The sequence below is a fragment of the Pseudomonas sp. P4_C8 genome (assembly GCF_056401975.1).
In genome coordinates this window covers 300,697-315,368 of record NZ_JBFUIH010000005.1, presented here as the reverse complement: position 1 = coordinate 315,368, position 14,672 = coordinate 300,697, and the positions used below count along the sequence as shown (strand labels likewise).

The 14,672-nt window shown below is 58.2% G+C and carries 14 protein-coding genes and 1 rRNA gene; 9 read left to right on the top strand and 6 right to left on the bottom strand.

Translation table 11 applies throughout. The features are described from left to right. Positions 1-9: 9 nt before the first annotated feature. The 4 genes from rrf to AC1DWM_RS05365 all read left to right on the top strand — a co-directional run bounded on the left by rrf (position 10) and on the right by AC1DWM_RS05365 (position 3,840). Positions 10-125 (top strand): 5S ribosomal RNA (rrf, locus tag AC1DWM_RS05380). A 149-nt stretch (positions 126-274) separates the two neighbouring features. Next, positions 275-934: a paraquat-inducible protein A gene (locus AC1DWM_RS05375; protein WP_223519816.1), complete on the top strand. Its 660-nt coding sequence runs from the start codon at positions 275-277 to the stop codon at positions 932-934. Beyond that, positions 921-1,544 carry a paraquat-inducible protein A gene (locus AC1DWM_RS05370; protein ID WP_477794762.1) on the top strand — a complete coding sequence of 208 codons (624 nt, stop codon included), beginning with the start codon at positions 921-923 and terminating at the stop codon, positions 1,542-1,544. Before AC1DWM_RS05375 ends, AC1DWM_RS05370 begins: the two co-directional genes overlap by 14 nt. After that, positions 1,537-3,840: a PqiB family protein gene (locus tag AC1DWM_RS05365; protein WP_477794761.1), complete on the top strand. Its 2,304-nt coding sequence runs from the start codon at positions 1,537-1,539 to the stop codon at positions 3,838-3,840. Before AC1DWM_RS05370 ends, AC1DWM_RS05365 begins: the two co-directional genes overlap by 8 nt. 182 nt (positions 3,841-4,022) lie before the next feature. Here AC1DWM_RS05365 and mksF read toward each other — a convergent pair whose 3' ends face one another. The 3 genes from mksF to mksB are packed head-to-tail and all read right to left on the bottom strand — an operon-like array spanning position 4,023 to position 8,843. After that, positions 4,023-6,863: an Mks condensin complex protein MksF gene (gene mksF, locus AC1DWM_RS05360; protein WP_477794760.1), complete on the bottom strand. Its 2,841-nt coding sequence runs from the start codon at positions 6,861-6,863 to the stop codon at positions 4,023-4,025. Next, positions 6,860-7,561 carry an Mks condensin complex protein MksE gene (gene mksE / locus AC1DWM_RS05355; RefSeq protein ID WP_477794759.1) on the bottom strand — a complete coding sequence of 234 codons (702 nt, stop codon included), beginning with the start codon at positions 7,559-7,561 and terminating at the stop codon, positions 6,860-6,862. The genes mksF and mksE overlap by 4 nt, the downstream gene beginning before the upstream one ends. Continuing rightward, positions 7,551-8,843, bottom strand: coding sequence for an Mks condensin complex protein MksB (gene mksB, locus AC1DWM_RS05350; protein ID WP_477794758.1), 1,293 nt, complete (start codon positions 8,841-8,843; stop codon positions 7,551-7,553). The genes mksE and mksB overlap by 11 nt, the downstream gene beginning before the upstream one ends. A 238-nt stretch (positions 8,844-9,081) precedes the next feature. On the opposite strand from mksB, the gene AC1DWM_RS05345 reads away from it, so the two are divergent. Beyond that, positions 9,082-9,822, top strand: coding sequence for an energy transducer TonB (locus AC1DWM_RS05345; RefSeq protein ID WP_477794765.1), 741 nt, complete (start codon positions 9,082-9,084; stop codon positions 9,820-9,822). Next, positions 9,815-10,267, top strand: a complete 453-nt coding sequence (gene rimI / locus AC1DWM_RS05340; protein ID WP_223519827.1) for a ribosomal protein S18-alanine N-acetyltransferase — start codon at positions 9,815-9,817, stop codon at positions 10,265-10,267. Before AC1DWM_RS05345 ends, rimI begins: the two co-directional genes overlap by 8 nt. A gap of 144 nt (positions 10,268-10,411) precedes the next feature. Here rimI and AC1DWM_RS05335 read toward each other — a convergent pair whose 3' ends face one another. Next, the gene (locus AC1DWM_RS05335; protein WP_223519829.1) at positions 10,412-10,816 is read right to left on the bottom strand and encodes a serine kinase/phosphatase; all 405 of its coding nucleotides are present in this window, start codon (positions 10,814-10,816) and stop codon (positions 10,412-10,414) included. Between the two features lie 141 nt (positions 10,817-10,957). On the opposite strand from AC1DWM_RS05335, the gene can reads away from it, so the two are divergent. Continuing rightward, positions 10,958-11,602, top strand: coding sequence for a carbonate dehydratase (gene can, locus AC1DWM_RS05330; protein WP_223519831.1), 645 nt, complete (start codon positions 10,958-10,960; stop codon positions 11,600-11,602). Between the two features lie 6 nt (positions 11,603-11,608). Here the strand turns inward: can and AC1DWM_RS05325 are convergent, their stop codons facing one another. Next, positions 11,609-12,133, bottom strand: a complete 525-nt coding sequence (locus tag AC1DWM_RS05325; RefSeq protein WP_223519833.1) for an SET domain-containing protein-lysine N-methyltransferase — start codon at positions 12,131-12,133, stop codon at positions 11,609-11,611. Between the two features lie 321 nt (positions 12,134-12,454). Here AC1DWM_RS05325 and AC1DWM_RS05320 point away from each other — a divergent pair, with 321 nt between their 5' ends. Continuing rightward, positions 12,455-12,745: a nucleotidyltransferase family protein gene (locus AC1DWM_RS05320; RefSeq protein WP_223519835.1), complete on the top strand. Its 291-nt coding sequence runs from the start codon at positions 12,455-12,457 to the stop codon at positions 12,743-12,745. Continuing rightward, positions 12,742-13,086, top strand: coding sequence for a HepT-like ribonuclease domain-containing protein (locus tag AC1DWM_RS05315; protein WP_223519837.1), 345 nt, complete (start codon positions 12,742-12,744; stop codon positions 13,084-13,086). The genes AC1DWM_RS05320 and AC1DWM_RS05315 overlap by 4 nt, the downstream gene beginning before the upstream one ends. A 37-nt stretch (positions 13,087-13,123) precedes the next feature. Here the strand turns inward: AC1DWM_RS05315 and AC1DWM_RS05310 are convergent, their stop codons facing one another. Then, a complete protein-coding gene (locus AC1DWM_RS05310) occupies positions 13,124-14,542 on the bottom strand; it encodes a short-chain fatty acid transporter (protein ID WP_223519839.1) in 1,419 nt (472 codons plus the stop codon). Positions 14,543-14,672: the final 130 nt, after the last annotated feature.

Below are 14,672 nucleotides of genomic sequence, written 5' to 3'. Positions count from 1 at the left end.
ACCGAATTTCTTGACGACCATAGAGCATTGGAACCACCTGATCCCATCCCGAACTCAGCAGTGAAACGATGCATCGCCGATGGTAGTGTGGGGTTTCCCCATGTGAGAGTAGGTCATCGTCAAGATTAAATTCCGAAACCCCTATCTGCGTATGCAGGTAGGGGTTTTGTTTTGTCCGCAGGAAAGTACACCTCTGTTTAACGCACAAATTGGCGCAGTTATTTTCGACTCATACCTCTAGAATAGGCCCAACTTTCTCGGAGCCAGAGCCTTTATGCCAGATTCGGTTGACGCCCCAAGGCTGTCAGAATTACCGCTGGACGATTTGGTCGCATGTCATGAGTGCGACTTGCTGATGCGAAAACCCGAGCTCGCCCATGGCGAGAAAGCGCTGTGCCCGCGCTGCGGTTATGAGCTCTACGCCCATCGGCACAACGTCGTGCAACGCAGTCTCGCCTTGGTCATTGCCGCGTTATTGTTGTATGTGCCGGCGAACTTTTTACCCATCATGGAGCTTAATCTACTCGGGCAATCGTCGAAGGACACCGTCTGGAGCGGCGTTGTCGCTTTGTTCGATACTGGAATGCAAAGCGTTGCGGTGATTGTGTTCCTGTGCAGTATGGGTATCCCTTTGCTCAAACTGCTCTGCCAATTGGCAGTCTTGTTGAGTATTCGCTTTGATATTGGACGCAGCTACGGCTTGCTGCTCTATCGCATTTATCACCATTTACGGGACTGGGGCATGCTTGAGGTTTACCTCATGGGCGTACTGGTCGCGTTCGTAAAACTGGCAGATATGGCAGCCATTAGCGTAGGTCTTGGTCTGGTGTGCTTTATCAGTTTGCTGTTGGTTCAGGTCGGGTTGGAGGTTGTGATGTCGCCTCATCAGATCTGGCAGGCTTTATCAGGAGAGGATGCCCATGCGGGCGATTGATGCAGGCATTCTGATTTGTGCGGAATGCCATGAGTTGAACAAGCAGGAAGCTGACACCGACGAGCAAGTTTGCACCCGTTGTGGTGCGCTGGTTCATGCCCGTCGCCCGAACAGTCTGGTGCGCACCTGGGCGCTGCTGATTACCGCTGCAATTCTCTACATTCCGGCCAACATACTGCCGATCATGACCATCAATTCACTCGGCAAGGGCGCCCCAAGCACCATCATGTCCGGCGTGATTGACCTGGTTCATTACGGCATGTTTCCCATCGCGGCAGTTGTGTTCATTGCCAGTATTCTAGTGCCGACGTTCAAACTGGTGGGCATCGGGTTGCTGCTGTTTTCGATACAGCGCCGCCAGCCACTCTCGGCTCGCCAACGTATCTGGATGTACCGCTTTATCGAGTTCATCGGCCGCTGGTCCATGCTGGATATCTTTGTGATCGCCATCCTGGTGGCGGTCGTGAATTTCGGACGGCTTGCCAGCATTGAAGCCAATCTTGGCGCCATCGCCTTCGCCAGTGTGGTGATTTTGACGATGCTTGCCGCAGTTTCTTTCGATCCCCGACTGATTTGGGATAACACGGAGTCGGACGACGACCATGACTGATTTGCCTACAGCGAAAACCCGACCGGCCTCGAACTGGTCAGCCATTTGGATTCTGCCCCTGATCGCTTTGATCATCGGCGGCTGGCTCGGCTGGCGCGCTTATAACGAGACCGGTATCGAAGTTCAGATACGTTTCGAAAGCGGCGAAGGCATCCAGGCCAACAAGACCGAAGTGGTCTACAAAGGCATGTCTGTCGGTAAGGTGAAAGCCCTAAAACTCGATGACGAAGGTGCTTCCAAAGGCGTGATCGCGACCGTCGAGATGAATAAGGATGTCGAGCAATACCTCAAGACCAGCACCCGCTTTTGGCTGGTCAAACCGAGCGTGACCCTGGCCGGTATTACCGGTCTGGAGACGCTGGTTTCGGGTAATTACGTAGCGATCAACCCCGGTGAAGGTGAGCCCACTCGCAAATTCAAGGCGCTAGCCGAAGAACCACCGTTGTCCGACGCCAAGCCGGGTTTGCACCTGACCATCAAGGCTGATCGCCTCGGTTCTCTGAACCGTGGCAGCCCTGTGTTCTACAAGCAGATCAAGGTCGGCGAGATCAAAAGCTACGTGCTCTCGGAAGACCAGAGTACCGTCGAACTCAAAGTTTTCATTGAACCCACTTACGCCAATCTGGTACGCAAACACACGCGTTTCTGGAACGCCAGTGGCATCAGCATCGACGCCAATCTGTCTGGTGTGAAAATTCGCAGTGAGTCGCTTGCCAGCATCGTCGCCGGTGGTATCGCGTTCGCCACACCGGAGAATCGCAAAGACAGTCCGCCCACCGATCCTAGCTTGCCCTTCCGTCTCTACGAAGACTTTGACGCCGCGGCAGCCGGTATTCGGGTCAAGGTCAAGCTCACCGACTTCGAAGGCTTGCAGGCTGGCCGTACGCCGGTGATGTACAAAGGCATTCAGGTAGGTAATCTGAAAGCGCTGAAGGTTGATCCGGACCTGTCCGGTGCCACCGCTGAATTGACCCTTGATCCATTGGCCGAAGATTACCTGGTCACCGGCACTCAGTTCTGGGTGGTCAAACCGTCGATTTCCCTCGCGGGTATCACCGGTCTGGAAGCGTTGGTCAAAGGTAACTACATCGCGGTGCGCCCTGGTGATAAAGGTTCAGCGCCGCAACGCGAATTCGTGGCGCGGCCCAAGGCGCCGCCACTGGATCTGCGATCACCGGGCCTGCACCTGGTGTTGTTCACCGAAAACCTCGGCTCGCTGGAAGTCGGCAGCCCGATTCTCTACAAGCAGGTCAAGGTCGGTTCGGTCCAGAGTTATCAATTCTCCAAGAAAACGAAGCGACTGGTGATCGGTGTCCATATCGAGAAGGAATACGAAGGGTTGGTTAACGCCTCGACGCGATTCTGGAATGCCAGCGGCATCACGCTCACGGGCGGACTGACGGACGGAATCCAGGTCAAAAGTGAATCGCTGCAAAGCCTGATGGCCGGCGGTATCGCCTTTGAGACGCCTGAAGCCAAGGCACCGCTGCAAAAGAAGATTCCGCGTTTCCGTCTGTTCGCCAACCATGACGAGGCCAATCAGAAAGGTACCGTGGTCACCATCAAGGTTGAGCGCGCCGATGGCTTGCGTAACGGCACACCTGTGAGATTCAAAGGCCTGGATGTCGGCAAGATTGAAGACGTTGACCTCACTGATGATCTGCAATCGGTGATGCTCACCGCACGGATCACCGTAGTGCCGGAGCGCATTGCCCGGGTCGGCAGTCAGTTCTGGGTGGTGAAACCTGAGTTGGGTCTGATCAAGTCCTCCAACCTCGAAACCCTGGTCACCGGCCAATACATCGAAGTGCAGCCCGCACCGAAAAATCTTGGGCCACAAACGAACTTCGTCGTCTTGGCCAATCCACCAGAGTCGGCAAAGCAAGAAGCCGGTTTGAGTCTCGTCCTGAGTGCCGCTCGCCGTGGTTCGCTGAAAACCGGTGTGCCGGTGACGTACCGCGAAATTACCGTCGGCAAGGTCACTGGCTATGAACTCGGACAGACGGCGGATCGTGTGTTGGTGCACATTCTGATCGAGCCGAAATACGCGCCTCTGGTGCGCAGCGGTACGCGTTTCTGGAACAGCAGCGGTTTTGGACTCGACTACAGCTTGTTCAAAGGCGCGACGGTGCGCACTGAATCGCTGGAGACGCTGATTCAGGGCGGCATCGCCTTTGCCACGCCGGACGGTGATCGCATGGGTAGTCCGGCGCGGGCTGAGCAAACCTTCCCGCTGTTCGACAAGTTTGAAGATGAATGGCTGACCTGGGCGCCGAAGATCGCAATCGGCAAGTAGTCTATCGGTGCCTGTAATGCCGCCTTCGCGGGCAAGCCCGCTCCTACATTAAATCCGGTGCATACCGAACCATTGTGGGAGTGAGCCTGCTCGCGATGAGAGCCTCAAACTCACCGAAAGGCTCCCACAAAAAAGGCCGCGATCCATTGGATCGCGGCCTTTTTCGTATCTGACGGTTTAACTCAGACTACATCCAGCTCCGGCTCATCAGCCTGCACAACAACGCTGGCCTTCACCTCATCATGACGACGAATGTACTTCCAGTCCGCCTCATCGATGTAGATCCCGTTCGGCCCGCTTCCGCCTTCCAGGTCAATCGCAACACTGGCGCAAACCTGCGGCTTCACACTCGCCAGGATCGGTACGAAGCCCAGTTGCAAACTGGTTTCCAGCAGCGCTGCCTGGTTCTTTTCGTCGATGTCCGCCGCTTCGTCGAGGTAGTACGGCAGGCGCACGCGACCGGCCTGGTCGCGGTCCATCAAGTGCAGCAACAAGTACATGTTGGTCAGCGCCTTGATGGTCATCGTGGTGCCGTTGGAGGCGGCGCCATCAATGTCGGTGTGGATCACCGGCTGACCGTTGACCTTGGTGATTTCGAACGCGAGTTCGAACAAGTCTTTCAGACCGAGCTGGTTATGGTTTGCCGCCACCAGCCGCGCCAGGTACTCCTTGGCTTCTTCGTTCTTGTTGTCCTGATCGGCGCTTTGGCTGAGGTCGAACACGGAGAGGGTTTCGCCTTCTTCGTATTGGCCGGCGCTGTGGATGATCTGGTCGATGTGCTTGAGCGCTTCCTTGTTCGGCGCGAGCACGATGCGGAAGCTTTGCAGGTTGGACACCTGACGTTTGTTGATCTCGCGGTTGAACAGCGCCAGTTGATGCTCAAGGCTGTCGTAGTCGCTGCGGATGTTGCGCAGGGTCCGGGCGATGTCGGTGACCGCTGCACGGCGTGCCTTGCCCAGTGTCAGGGCTTCGTCGGTGCGGTGCGCATACGCGTTGATCAGGAGTTGCAGACGGCGTTCCATATCGTCTTCGCTGTCGAACTTGGCCACACCCTTGAGGCGGACCTGCGCATACAGTGCTTCGATCTGACCGTCACTGCGCAGCAAACCCTGCCAGCTGTCCTGATAGTCATTGAGCAGCGGCAGCAAGTTGTCCATGGAATCGTCGATCGGGTCCATGAACGGCGTGCCGAATGGCAAGTCTGCCGGCAACAGCTGACGGCGGCGCAGGGCGTCGTCGAGGGTGCGTTGCTTGGCTTCCATGTCGCCAATCTGMCGGCCGACCAGTTGCAACTTGGCCGACAGTTGCTGGACGCGTTCGGTGAAGGCATCGCTGGAACGCTTCAATTCGTCCTGCGCCGCTTCCATTTGCGCCAGTTGCTCAAGCTTGTCGCCTTCCTCGGCGCTCAGGGTTTGCGCGCGACGGAAGTCTTCCAGGGCTTTCTGCGCATCCAGCACTTGCTGGTACAGCGCTTCGGTCTGGGTCTTGCTCGCCGCTCGGTCGGCGGCGACGGCCTGTTGGGTCTTGAGTTGCTTGAGTTCTTTGTCCAGACGCTCTTTCTGATCGCGCAACGCGGCACGGTCAGCCAGGGCTTGCAGCGCTGGCGGTTCGATGTGCGAAATGTCGATGGACAGGCCCGGCACTTCGAAGCGCTCGCCTTTGAAACCGTCGAGGATCAGCTCCATGGATTTGACCCACTGACCGTCCTCGTCCAGCGTGATGCCGTGCTCACCCAGCGGCAGGCTGAACAAAGCGCTGTTGAACAGGCGCATCAAACGTTCGACGTCCTGCTGCGAGAACTCTTCACGCAGACGGGCGTAGCTGTTGTTGTCAGCGTGATCGAGCTGTTGCTTGACCGACTTGAGGCGTTTTTCCAGATCGCGCAGACGTTCTTCCAGATCTTCGGCAGAGAACTGCCGCGACTGCGCCAGCGCACCAGCCAGCTCATCGTGCGCGTCCTTGGCCGCAAGCAGTTGCTGCTCCAGCACTTTGACGTCATCGACCAGCGCGAAGCGATGCTTGAGCACCGACAACTCGCCGAGCCAGCGCTGGATACCGGTGATTTCCCGTTCCAGGCGCATCAGCTCTTGCGTGCCACCACGCTGATCGTTTTGCAGTGCGTCTTGCTCGTTGCGGTAATGCTCGGCCTGAATCGTCAGCTCTTCCTTGCGCGCACTGGCATAGTCCGACCAGGTGCCGAGCAGGGAATCGAGCAGCGGCGAGATCCTGTGCAGTTTGCCGCGCAGGATATTGCGCTGGGCCACGCCGGCGGCCAGTGCTTCAACCAGCGGGCCAGCCGTGACCAGCGAGTTGTAATCCTGCTCCATGCGACGAACATCGCGGAACGCTTCTTCGCACGCGGCGATGTAGTCGACGCTGCCGGAGCGCAGGCTGTGCTCGAACGCATCGAGGAACAGTTGCTTGAGCTTGGCCGCAGTGATTTCGCGCATGTGCAACAGGTTGATGAACAGCGCGCGGAACGTCTTCAAGCTCTGCTCGCTGGTGGAGCGCAGCGGGATCAACGTCAGGTCCAGCGGAATCGAGGTGTGACCGCCGACCAGCAAACGACGCAGCTCATCAGGCTTCAACTCGTAGGCTTTGAGGCCTTCGCGCTCAAGGTTGGTGAACAGTTCTTTCTGGCGCAGGCAGGTGTCGTTTTTCTGGTAGTGCGCCAGATCGAGTTTGCCGGCATAGGCAAAGAACTGGTGACCGAAACCACCGCCCGGGCCGCGACCGACCACGCCGATCACGTGTGGACCGTGGGGCAGCGAGACTTCAACGAGGATGTAACTGGTGTCTGAGGCGAAATAGAAACGCCGGGATTGTTCCAGGCTGTACTTGCCGAAACTCATGTCCGACATGCGCGCCAGAATCGGGAACTGCAGGGCGTTGATCGAGGCGGATTTACCGAGGTTGTTCGCGCCGTACACCGACAGCGGCTCTTCCAGCGGAAACAGGCCGAGGCTGTAACCGGCGGTGTTCAAAAGGGCAAAGCGGCGAATGCCGTAGCGTTCCTTGCTCATGCGTCGATCTCCTGTTCTTCGGCGATGGCGCGGGCCATGGCGTCTTCTTCGCTTTCTTCTTCGAAGTCAGTCAAATCCAGCGGATCATCGGTTTCCAACAGCTTTTCGTCGCTGTCGTCGTCAATCAGCACAGGGGCCGGCAATGGCAACACGCTGTGCAGACTGGCCGCCAGATCGCGGTCCTGCTGAACCGAAAGGCAGACATCGAGGAAGCGGTGCATCGGCGGCAGGAAACGGTAGATGCCGTTTTCTTCGCCGGCAAAACCGAGCTGGGTCATGCGGCGCATGATTTTTTCTTCGAGTTCTTCGACCGTCTGTACTTCAGCCTGGATGAACAGGTCGCGGTACTTTTCCAGCAAGGAAGGCAATTCATCGCGACCGAGGCTGCCACCGTCGAGCACGGCGACCGGGTCACGGCCCTGATCCGCCAGATGTTCGACAAGGATGAAGGTGAACAGCGCCAGACGCTGGGCAGTCTTGTTTACCGCTGCGGCGGCCAGATCCGGCACGAAATAGTAGAAACCCCGGGTGTCGCACACCAGTTCAAAGCCCAGCGCCTTGAACAGGGTGCGGTACTGATCCTGGAAGTTCGACAGTTGCGCGTACAGCTCCGGGTCGCGGCGGCTGACGTGGTAGCCCTTGAACAGCTCGCGAAAAATCGGCGCCAGCTGGGACAGCTCGGAAAGATCAAGTTGCATGCGAAGTACTTGCATAGAGTGTGCTCGCAGAATCCTCGGCGGCGCAGTCGCCGGCCGAGAGCAGGGCGAAGGAGCGCAGGCTGACCTGGTGCTCATGAGTGTGGTAATCGCGGCGTTCCAGACGCTCGCGTTTGAAGCGTTTCTCCCGCGACAGGCGCGAGAACCAGTACAGCAATTCGTCAGTAGCGCCGTCCGGCTCCTGCTCCAGCAGCCAGGTCATCAGGTCCGGCATCGGCAGGGCGTCTTCGCAGCGTTCGAGCATTTCGCGAACGGTACGTGGCGCGCGCGGTGCTTCGCCTTTCTGAGTCTTGTGGGCCTTGGGGAAGCGCGCCGGTTTAGGCTCGAAACGGGCCAGCGCATACACGTAGGCTTCGACCTGACTGGCGCTGCCGAGGAACGTGCTTTGCGGTCGGGTGAACATCGGCATGGCGGCTTGCGGCACCGCATCGATGCCTTTACGACGGATGGCCGACAAGGCCAGCGCCGCGCCACGGGTCACGGCATTGTGGCGACGAGCTTCTTCACGTAGCGGCAGCAACAGTTCGCGGGCATGACGCAGGGTCAATTGGGCGCTGGTCTGCATTTCGAGGATGCGTGCGTGGGTGCGCAGCAGCATGTCGTCGTCGACCAGATGGCCGAGGCGTTGCTGCTCGCTGAGCATCTTCAGCAGGACGGTTTCGACCTTGCGTACACCTTGTTCGAAGGCGCCGTCGGCGTTCACCAGGTCAATCATCGGTTCGACGTATTCGTCCCAGGTCGCCAGCACTTCAGCGTAACGCTGACGCAATGGAATCTGCCGGTCGCTGGTCTTGGCCCGTTCGGCGACGGCTACCAGCGCCTGTTCATCGTTATCGAGTTTTTTCAGTACGTCGCGTACGCGCATATCGAGTAAGCGCAATTGGCGCGCCAGGTCATGGCCGTCGCGAACGTCGAAGGCGTCCTGAATGTAACCGGCCAGGCGTTCGAGGTGACGCAAATAGGCTTCGATCTCCAGGCACAGGCCCAGACGGTGCTCACGGCGCAGGTAGGCGAGGAAGTCGTGGATCTGCGCATTGAGTTCGAAACGGTTCGGGCTTTTCGCCACCGGAACCAGAATATCGAGGCGGATCCACACGTCCAGCAGGCTGGTGATGTCCTGCGGCGTACTGTCGAGTTGCTGGGCGGCCAGTTGCGTGCGCAGTTCGTTGAGGCTCAGGGTGCCTTGGTCGAAATGCTCGCACAGTGGCTCCAGAAGTGCCCAGTGTTCAGCGAGGGCGCGCAAGACGCGCTTGGGTTCGATCATCGGAATGGCCGGCTGGTTGGCGATTAAAAGCCGCGATTGTACTGCATCGGGGCCGATGCGATTCACTCGCGGGACAGGCTGTCGCCATTTTTCATAGGTGGAAAGACTATCGGTGAAGTCTATCGATCAACAGCGCGGGCGATCTTGAGCGAAGGGCGGTAGAATCACCGCACTTTAGTTATCCACAAGTGGCCGACCTTTGCTTATCGAGTCCCGTCGCCGCGCTTATTTGACCGCCATGCAGGTGGTCAACTGGCTGCCGCGCACCGAATTGCCCTTTGCCGCGCCCTCCCGCCCCGAGTTGCTGGAGATGCCCGAGCCGTTGGTCGTGGCGCCGATGGCCCCGGTTCCAGCGGCTGAAGCGCCCATGGAGCCTGTGGTCAAACCGGCCGAGCGGGTGAAAATCGAGGTCCCTCGCCCGTCGTTGGCCAGTACGCGGACCAACGCCAAGGTCGAAGAAGAGGCGGCGCCGGTCGTCGCCAAGGCTGTGCAAGTGCCGCCACCGCGCTTCGCCCTGCAATTGCTGCGCGCCGGTCGCTGCCTGTTGCTGGTGGAGTTACCCACAGGCGAAACGTTCCAGACCCGCGATCCCGCCTATTTGCTGCTCAAAGACATGCTGCGCGCCGCCGGTCTGCCGGACAGCCCGCAGATCGTCGGCGAACCGGTACGCTGGCCGCTCCTGGCTCGTGGCACCATGGACCAAGGCCTGGAAGCGGCTCGCGACTTCGTACAGGGTTTTCTCTCGGCGCGCATTGAAGATGCTCCATGCGTTTGCGTGTGGCTGATCGGTCTGCCGGCGGTGCGGTTTGCCGGTGAGGCCAATGCCGAATCATTCAACCGTGAACTCCAGGTCGAAGGCCTGGGCTCGGTCTGGGCCCTGCCGGGTCTGGAATTATTAATGGAAGAGCCACAGCGTAAGGCTGATGTCTGGCAAGCCATGCGTCGGCTGATGGCGCGCTGGAAAGAATCAAATGAGTGACGCAGTATCGTTCCGCGTAATGACCGAGGCGGACCTGGAAGCAGTACTGAAAATTGAATACGCGGCATACAGCCATCCCTGGACCCGCGGGATTTTTCTCGATGGGTTGGGCAAATACCAGATCTGGCTGATGTTCGAAGGGCAGCAGCAGGTCGGGCATGGCGTGGTGCAGATCATTCTGGATGAGGCGCATCTGCTCAATATCACCGTGAAGCCGGAGAATCAGGGCCGTGGTTTGGGTCTGACGCTGCTGGAGCACTTGATGTCGATTGCCTACAAGGCTGAGGCGCGGGAGTGTTTTCTGGAAGTTCGCGACAGTAACCGCTCGGCATTTCGTTTGTATGAGCGGTACGGCTTTAATGAGATTGGCCGGCGTCGGGATTATTATCCGGCCGTTGGTGGCCGGGAAGATGCCGTGGTCATGGCCTGCACACTCGTCGACTGACCCCCCTTAAAAGCATCGTCGGAACGCCGCCCGGAGCCGGCTCACTCCTACAGTTGATCTATATCGGTCACAGGATTTGTGTACTACACAGATCCATTGTGGGAGTGAGCCTGCTCGCGATGGCGGCTTAACAGTCAATAAAGATCAACGATTCCCATCCATCGGATCCCGATTCGCCATCTCCGCTTCATCCAGCCCATTACCGCCGCCAATGTCATCTTCATCGACAATGCTCAAATCCCAATCCGCCTGATCGCCTTCACCGGCTTCATGAGCATCCCGCGCGCCATCCTCAAGGATTAGCGTTTCCGGGCTCATGTCATCATCGGTAGGCTCGTGATCATCGGTCGAGGCGCCCGCCATGCCCCCTTCACGCAGGCGTTCAATGGGCATCAGCCGTACGCGTTCGGTTACCAGCAGTTCGTCACCGATCTTGCCACCGGGTTCTTCCTCGTCGAAGTCCAGCTCATGCACCTTGCCTATGCGGTCTTCGTTGTCGTCGATCGGCTCTGGTTGCGCCGCATCGAACGGACGTCGTGATTCAGTCATGGCAATTCCTCATACTGTGGGTCTTACTACGGTGGACCCACTGAATTCCCGAGAATTCCACCGGCCATACTTGCATCAAGCGCGTGACCCCGACGGGTGGTTGTCTGTCAAACCAGCGCATCATTCTTGAGGCTTTACAGCATGAACGAATTACAAGATCTGATTGATAACAACGAACGCTGGGCCGAAGCGATCAAACAGGAAGATCCGGACTTCTTCTCCAAGCTGGCCCGCCAACAGACGCCGGAATATTTGTGGATTGGCTGCTCCGACGCCCGTGTGCCGGCCAACGAGATCGTCGGCATGCTGCCCGGCGACCTGTTCGTGCACCGCAACGTGGCCAACGTGGTGCTGCACACCGACCTCAACTGCCTGTCGGTGATTCAGTACGCCGTGGACGTGCTCAAGGTCAAACACATACTGGTCACCGGTCACTACGGCTGTGGCGGTGTGCGCGCCTCGATGCAGGATCGCCAGCTGGGCCTGATCGACGGCTGGCTGCGCTCGATTCGCGACCTTTATTATGAAAAACGCGAAGAACTGGCCAAGTTGCCGACCGAAGAAGAGCGAGTCGACCGTCTCTGCGAGCTGAACGTGATTCAGCAAGTGGCGAACGTCGGGCATACCAGCATTGTGCAAAACGCCTGGCATCGAGGGCAGAAACTGTCGATCCACGGCTGCATTTACGGCATCAAGGACGGCCGCTGGAAAAGCCTGAACGCGACCATCAGCGGGTTTGAGCAACTGCCGCCGCAATACCGTCTGCGTCCGGTCGAGAAGTTGTAAAGGTCCTCAACAAAGACTGCGCCGACGCCAGTGTTGATAAAACAGCTGGCCGTCGGCGTTCGGCGGTTCATCGTAACCGGTGATCCAGCCTCGGCACTCCGGCGACCCACACAGGCAGGCGAACTGGCGTAGCAGTTTGTCTTCGGTTGCGGCGAAGTCCATCGTCAGGCTGTCGCCTTTCTTGATGTCCTTCAGCGCCCACAACCACAGTTCGCTCATGTCAAAAAACACGTTGGGGTCGCAGGAATGCTGCAGCAGGCCGCTGAAACGCGGGTCATAGAGATGAATGTCGGTCGCCATTTGTCGCGTGTGTTGATCGCGATAAGGCAGCACATGCCCCGACACACGGCAGATTCGGCTGATCCGTGGAAACTCGCACAACGCTGTGACGGCCACCGCCGAGCCATCGGCGGTGCAGATGATTTTGAAGTCGGCCCGTGATGGAAATCCCAGGCTGAGCGGCAGCTCTGGAAACGGATAAATGCCATTCGGCGGAGGCGAAGACGTTGGGTGCAGCGGATGAGGTTTCATAACGATCCTTGTCGGCAACGCGTTGCGACTTCCAACACTGACAATCCTGTCAGCCCTGCAACACAGGGGCATGCCTCACAATCTCGCATATGAAACGACGGGTCTACTGTCAGAACTGACAGTGGGGGGAGTGCACTTTTTTCGCGCTTCGAGGTGTAGAACATCCCGTAGGTTTTTGCCAGGTTTGTTTGCGATGCTTGATCCAGTTACGTATCGGTGTGCTTGAAGCGAAATGTGACAGAGGGGTTACAAGTAGCGCGGTGTTTACCTATCCCAAGCACTGCTAGACTGGCGCAATACTGGACTTGGTAAAGGTCAATCATGAAACCTTCAATCGCACTGGATCTAAAACGCGCAGCCGTACGCGAGGTCGTCGGCCGCTTTCGTGTATCCAATCCGCGTGTATTCGGTTCCGCATTATTCGGCACCGATAAAGAGGGGAGTGACCTGGATTTACTGGTGGATGCACTCCCGGGCGCCACGCTTTTCGATCTGGGCGGTCTTCAGGTTGAGCTCGAAGATTTACTGGGGGTTAGTGTCGACCTGCTAACGCCGGGGGATCTTCCGTTGAAGTTTCGTCAGCAGGTGCTTGAAGAGGCGCGGCCTATATGACCCTCAACCGGCTCGGTGACTACCTGGACCACATGCGTCAAGCCGCTGGTGATGCACTTGTTTTCGTCGAGGGGTTGAGTAAAGACGAATTTTTCGACGACAAACGTACCCAGCAAGCAGTCATCATGAGCCTCATCATTATTGGCGAAGCGGCTACCAAGATAATGGATGGTTACGCGGACTTTGCAGGCGAAAATTCGCAAGTGCCGTGGCGCAGCATGCGCGGTATGCGTAATCGCATCGCTCATGGCTATTTCGATATCAATCTTGAGGTGGTGTGGGATACGGTTCAGGCAGCTTTGCCAGAACTATTGAAAGTGTTACCCACCGACCAAACCTGATTGCACCTGCCCCCCCGGCAGGCGCAATCAACTTCAATTAAGGCATCACCGGCGCCGTATACGTCAGCGTCGTCCCCAGCGCCCACAGCAGAAACAGCACAAGCGGCGTATGCACCAGCAACTGCACGAACGAGAATCCGATCAAGTCCCGCGCCTTCAACCCGAGCACGCCCAGCAGCGGCAGCATGTAGAACGGGTTGATCAGGTTCGGCAGCGCTTCGGCCGCGTTGTAGATTTGTACGGCCCAGCCCAGGTGATAGTTCAGGTCGGTGGCCACTTGCATGACGTACGGCGCTTCAATGATCCACTTGCCGCCGCCGGACGGGATGAAGAAGCCCAGAATCGCCGAGTACACGCCCATCAGCACCGCGTAGGTGTCGTGGGACGCGATGCTGACGAAGAAGGTCGAGATGTGGTGCGCCAGGGTCTGAGCGTCAGTGCCTTTGACCGTGGTCATCAAGGCGGCGATCGAGCCGTACAGCGGGAACTGGATCAGCACTCCGGTGGTGGTCGGTACTGCGCGGGACACCGCGTCGAGGAAGCTGCGCGGACGCCAGTGCAGCAGCGCGCCGAGCATCAGGAACAGGAAGTTGTAGGTGTTCAGCCCGGAGATGGCACTGAGCAACGGTTTGGTCGAAAACTCGTGGAACAGCCAGCCAGCCGCCAGCAGCACCAGCAAAAGGGTCAGCAGCGGGCTGTATTCCAGCCATTCGCCGGGGCGAGTGCGTGGTTGCAGTGGTGGCAGGTTGAAACTCGGGTCGACGCCGCAGGCTTTGGCGTCACGGGCCGTGTTGGGACCTGGCGCGGTGGCGTAGGCAACGATCAGCGAGACCACGATCAGCGCCAGCAGCATGACACCGGATTGCCACAAAAAGATCGTTTGGGTGAAGGGAATGACCCCGGTGATCGCCAGGATCGACGGCGGCAGACTGGCCGGGTTGGCCTGCAGTTGTGCAGCGGACGACGACAGGCCCAAGGCCCACACCGCACCAAGGCCCAGATAGACGGCAGCACCGGCGGCACGGTAATCCATTTTTAGATCGGTACGGCGGGCGAGGGCGCGCACCAGCAAACCGCCAAACACCAGCGACAAGCCCCAGTTCAGCAATGAGGCGACCATGGAAATCAATGCCACCCAGGCTATTGCGGAACGGCCGTTTTTCGGAAGGCGCGCCAGACGGTCGATCAGTTTCACAGCCGGCGGCGAGCTGGCGACCACATAACCGCCAATCACCACGAACGCCATCTGCATGGTGAACGGGATCAGGCTCCAGAACCCGTCACCGAACGCCATGGCGGCGTCAGTCGGTTTGGCGCCCATGAACAGGGTCGCTACGGCGACGATGATGACTGCCAGCGCGGCAAACACCCAGGAATCGGGGAACCAGCGTTCGGCAAAATTTGAACAGCGCAGGGCAAAACGGGCAGAGCGGGTATCTTCGATATCAGCAGCCACGGGCGTACCTCGAATTTTTATGTTTATGGTGGTCTTCGGGCTGTAACGGCCCGTCTAGATAGATGCCAACAGTAAATCAACCGATCCTGCCGTGTGACAAAGTTTTACCAAAACAGGACTATGGTCTAAC

Excerpts from the sequence above, each read along its gene's own strand:
- AC1DWM_RS05375 (WP_223519816.1), top strand. The coding sequence starts at position 275 with ATGCCAGATTCGGTTGACGCCCCAAGGCTGTCAGAATTACCGCTGGAC.
- AC1DWM_RS05370 (WP_477794762.1), top strand. The coding sequence starts at position 921 with ATGCGGGCGATTGATGCAGGCATTCTGATTTGTGCGGAATGCCATGAG.
- AC1DWM_RS05365 (WP_477794761.1), top strand. The coding sequence starts at position 1,537 with ATGACTGATTTGCCTACAGCGAAAACCCGACCGGCCTCGAACTGGTCA.
- mksE (WP_477794759.1), bottom strand. The coding sequence starts at position 7,561 with ATGCAACTTGATCTTTCCGAGCTGTCCCAGCTGGCGCCGATTTTTCGC.
- mksB (WP_477794758.1), bottom strand. The coding sequence starts at position 8,843 with ATGATCGAACCCAAGCGCGTCTTGCGCGCCCTCGCTGAACACTGGGCA.
- AC1DWM_RS05345 (WP_477794765.1), top strand. The coding sequence starts at position 9,082 with ATGCAGGTGGTCAACTGGCTGCCGCGCACCGAATTGCCCTTTGCCGCG.
- rimI (WP_223519827.1), top strand. The coding sequence starts at position 9,815 with ATGAGTGACGCAGTATCGTTCCGCGTAATGACCGAGGCGGACCTGGAA.
- AC1DWM_RS05335 (WP_223519829.1), bottom strand. The coding sequence starts at position 10,816 with ATGACTGAATCACGACGTCCGTTCGATGCGGCGCAACCAGAGCCGATC.
- can (WP_223519831.1), top strand. The coding sequence starts at position 10,958 with ATGAACGAATTACAAGATCTGATTGATAACAACGAACGCTGGGCCGAA.
- AC1DWM_RS05325 (WP_223519833.1), bottom strand. The coding sequence starts at position 12,133 with ATGAAACCTCATCCGCTGCACCCAACGTCTTCGCCTCCGCCGAATGGC.
- AC1DWM_RS05320 (WP_223519835.1), top strand. The coding sequence starts at position 12,455 with ATGAAACCTTCAATCGCACTGGATCTAAAACGCGCAGCCGTACGCGAG.
- AC1DWM_RS05315 (WP_223519837.1), top strand. The coding sequence starts at position 12,742 with ATGACCCTCAACCGGCTCGGTGACTACCTGGACCACATGCGTCAAGCC.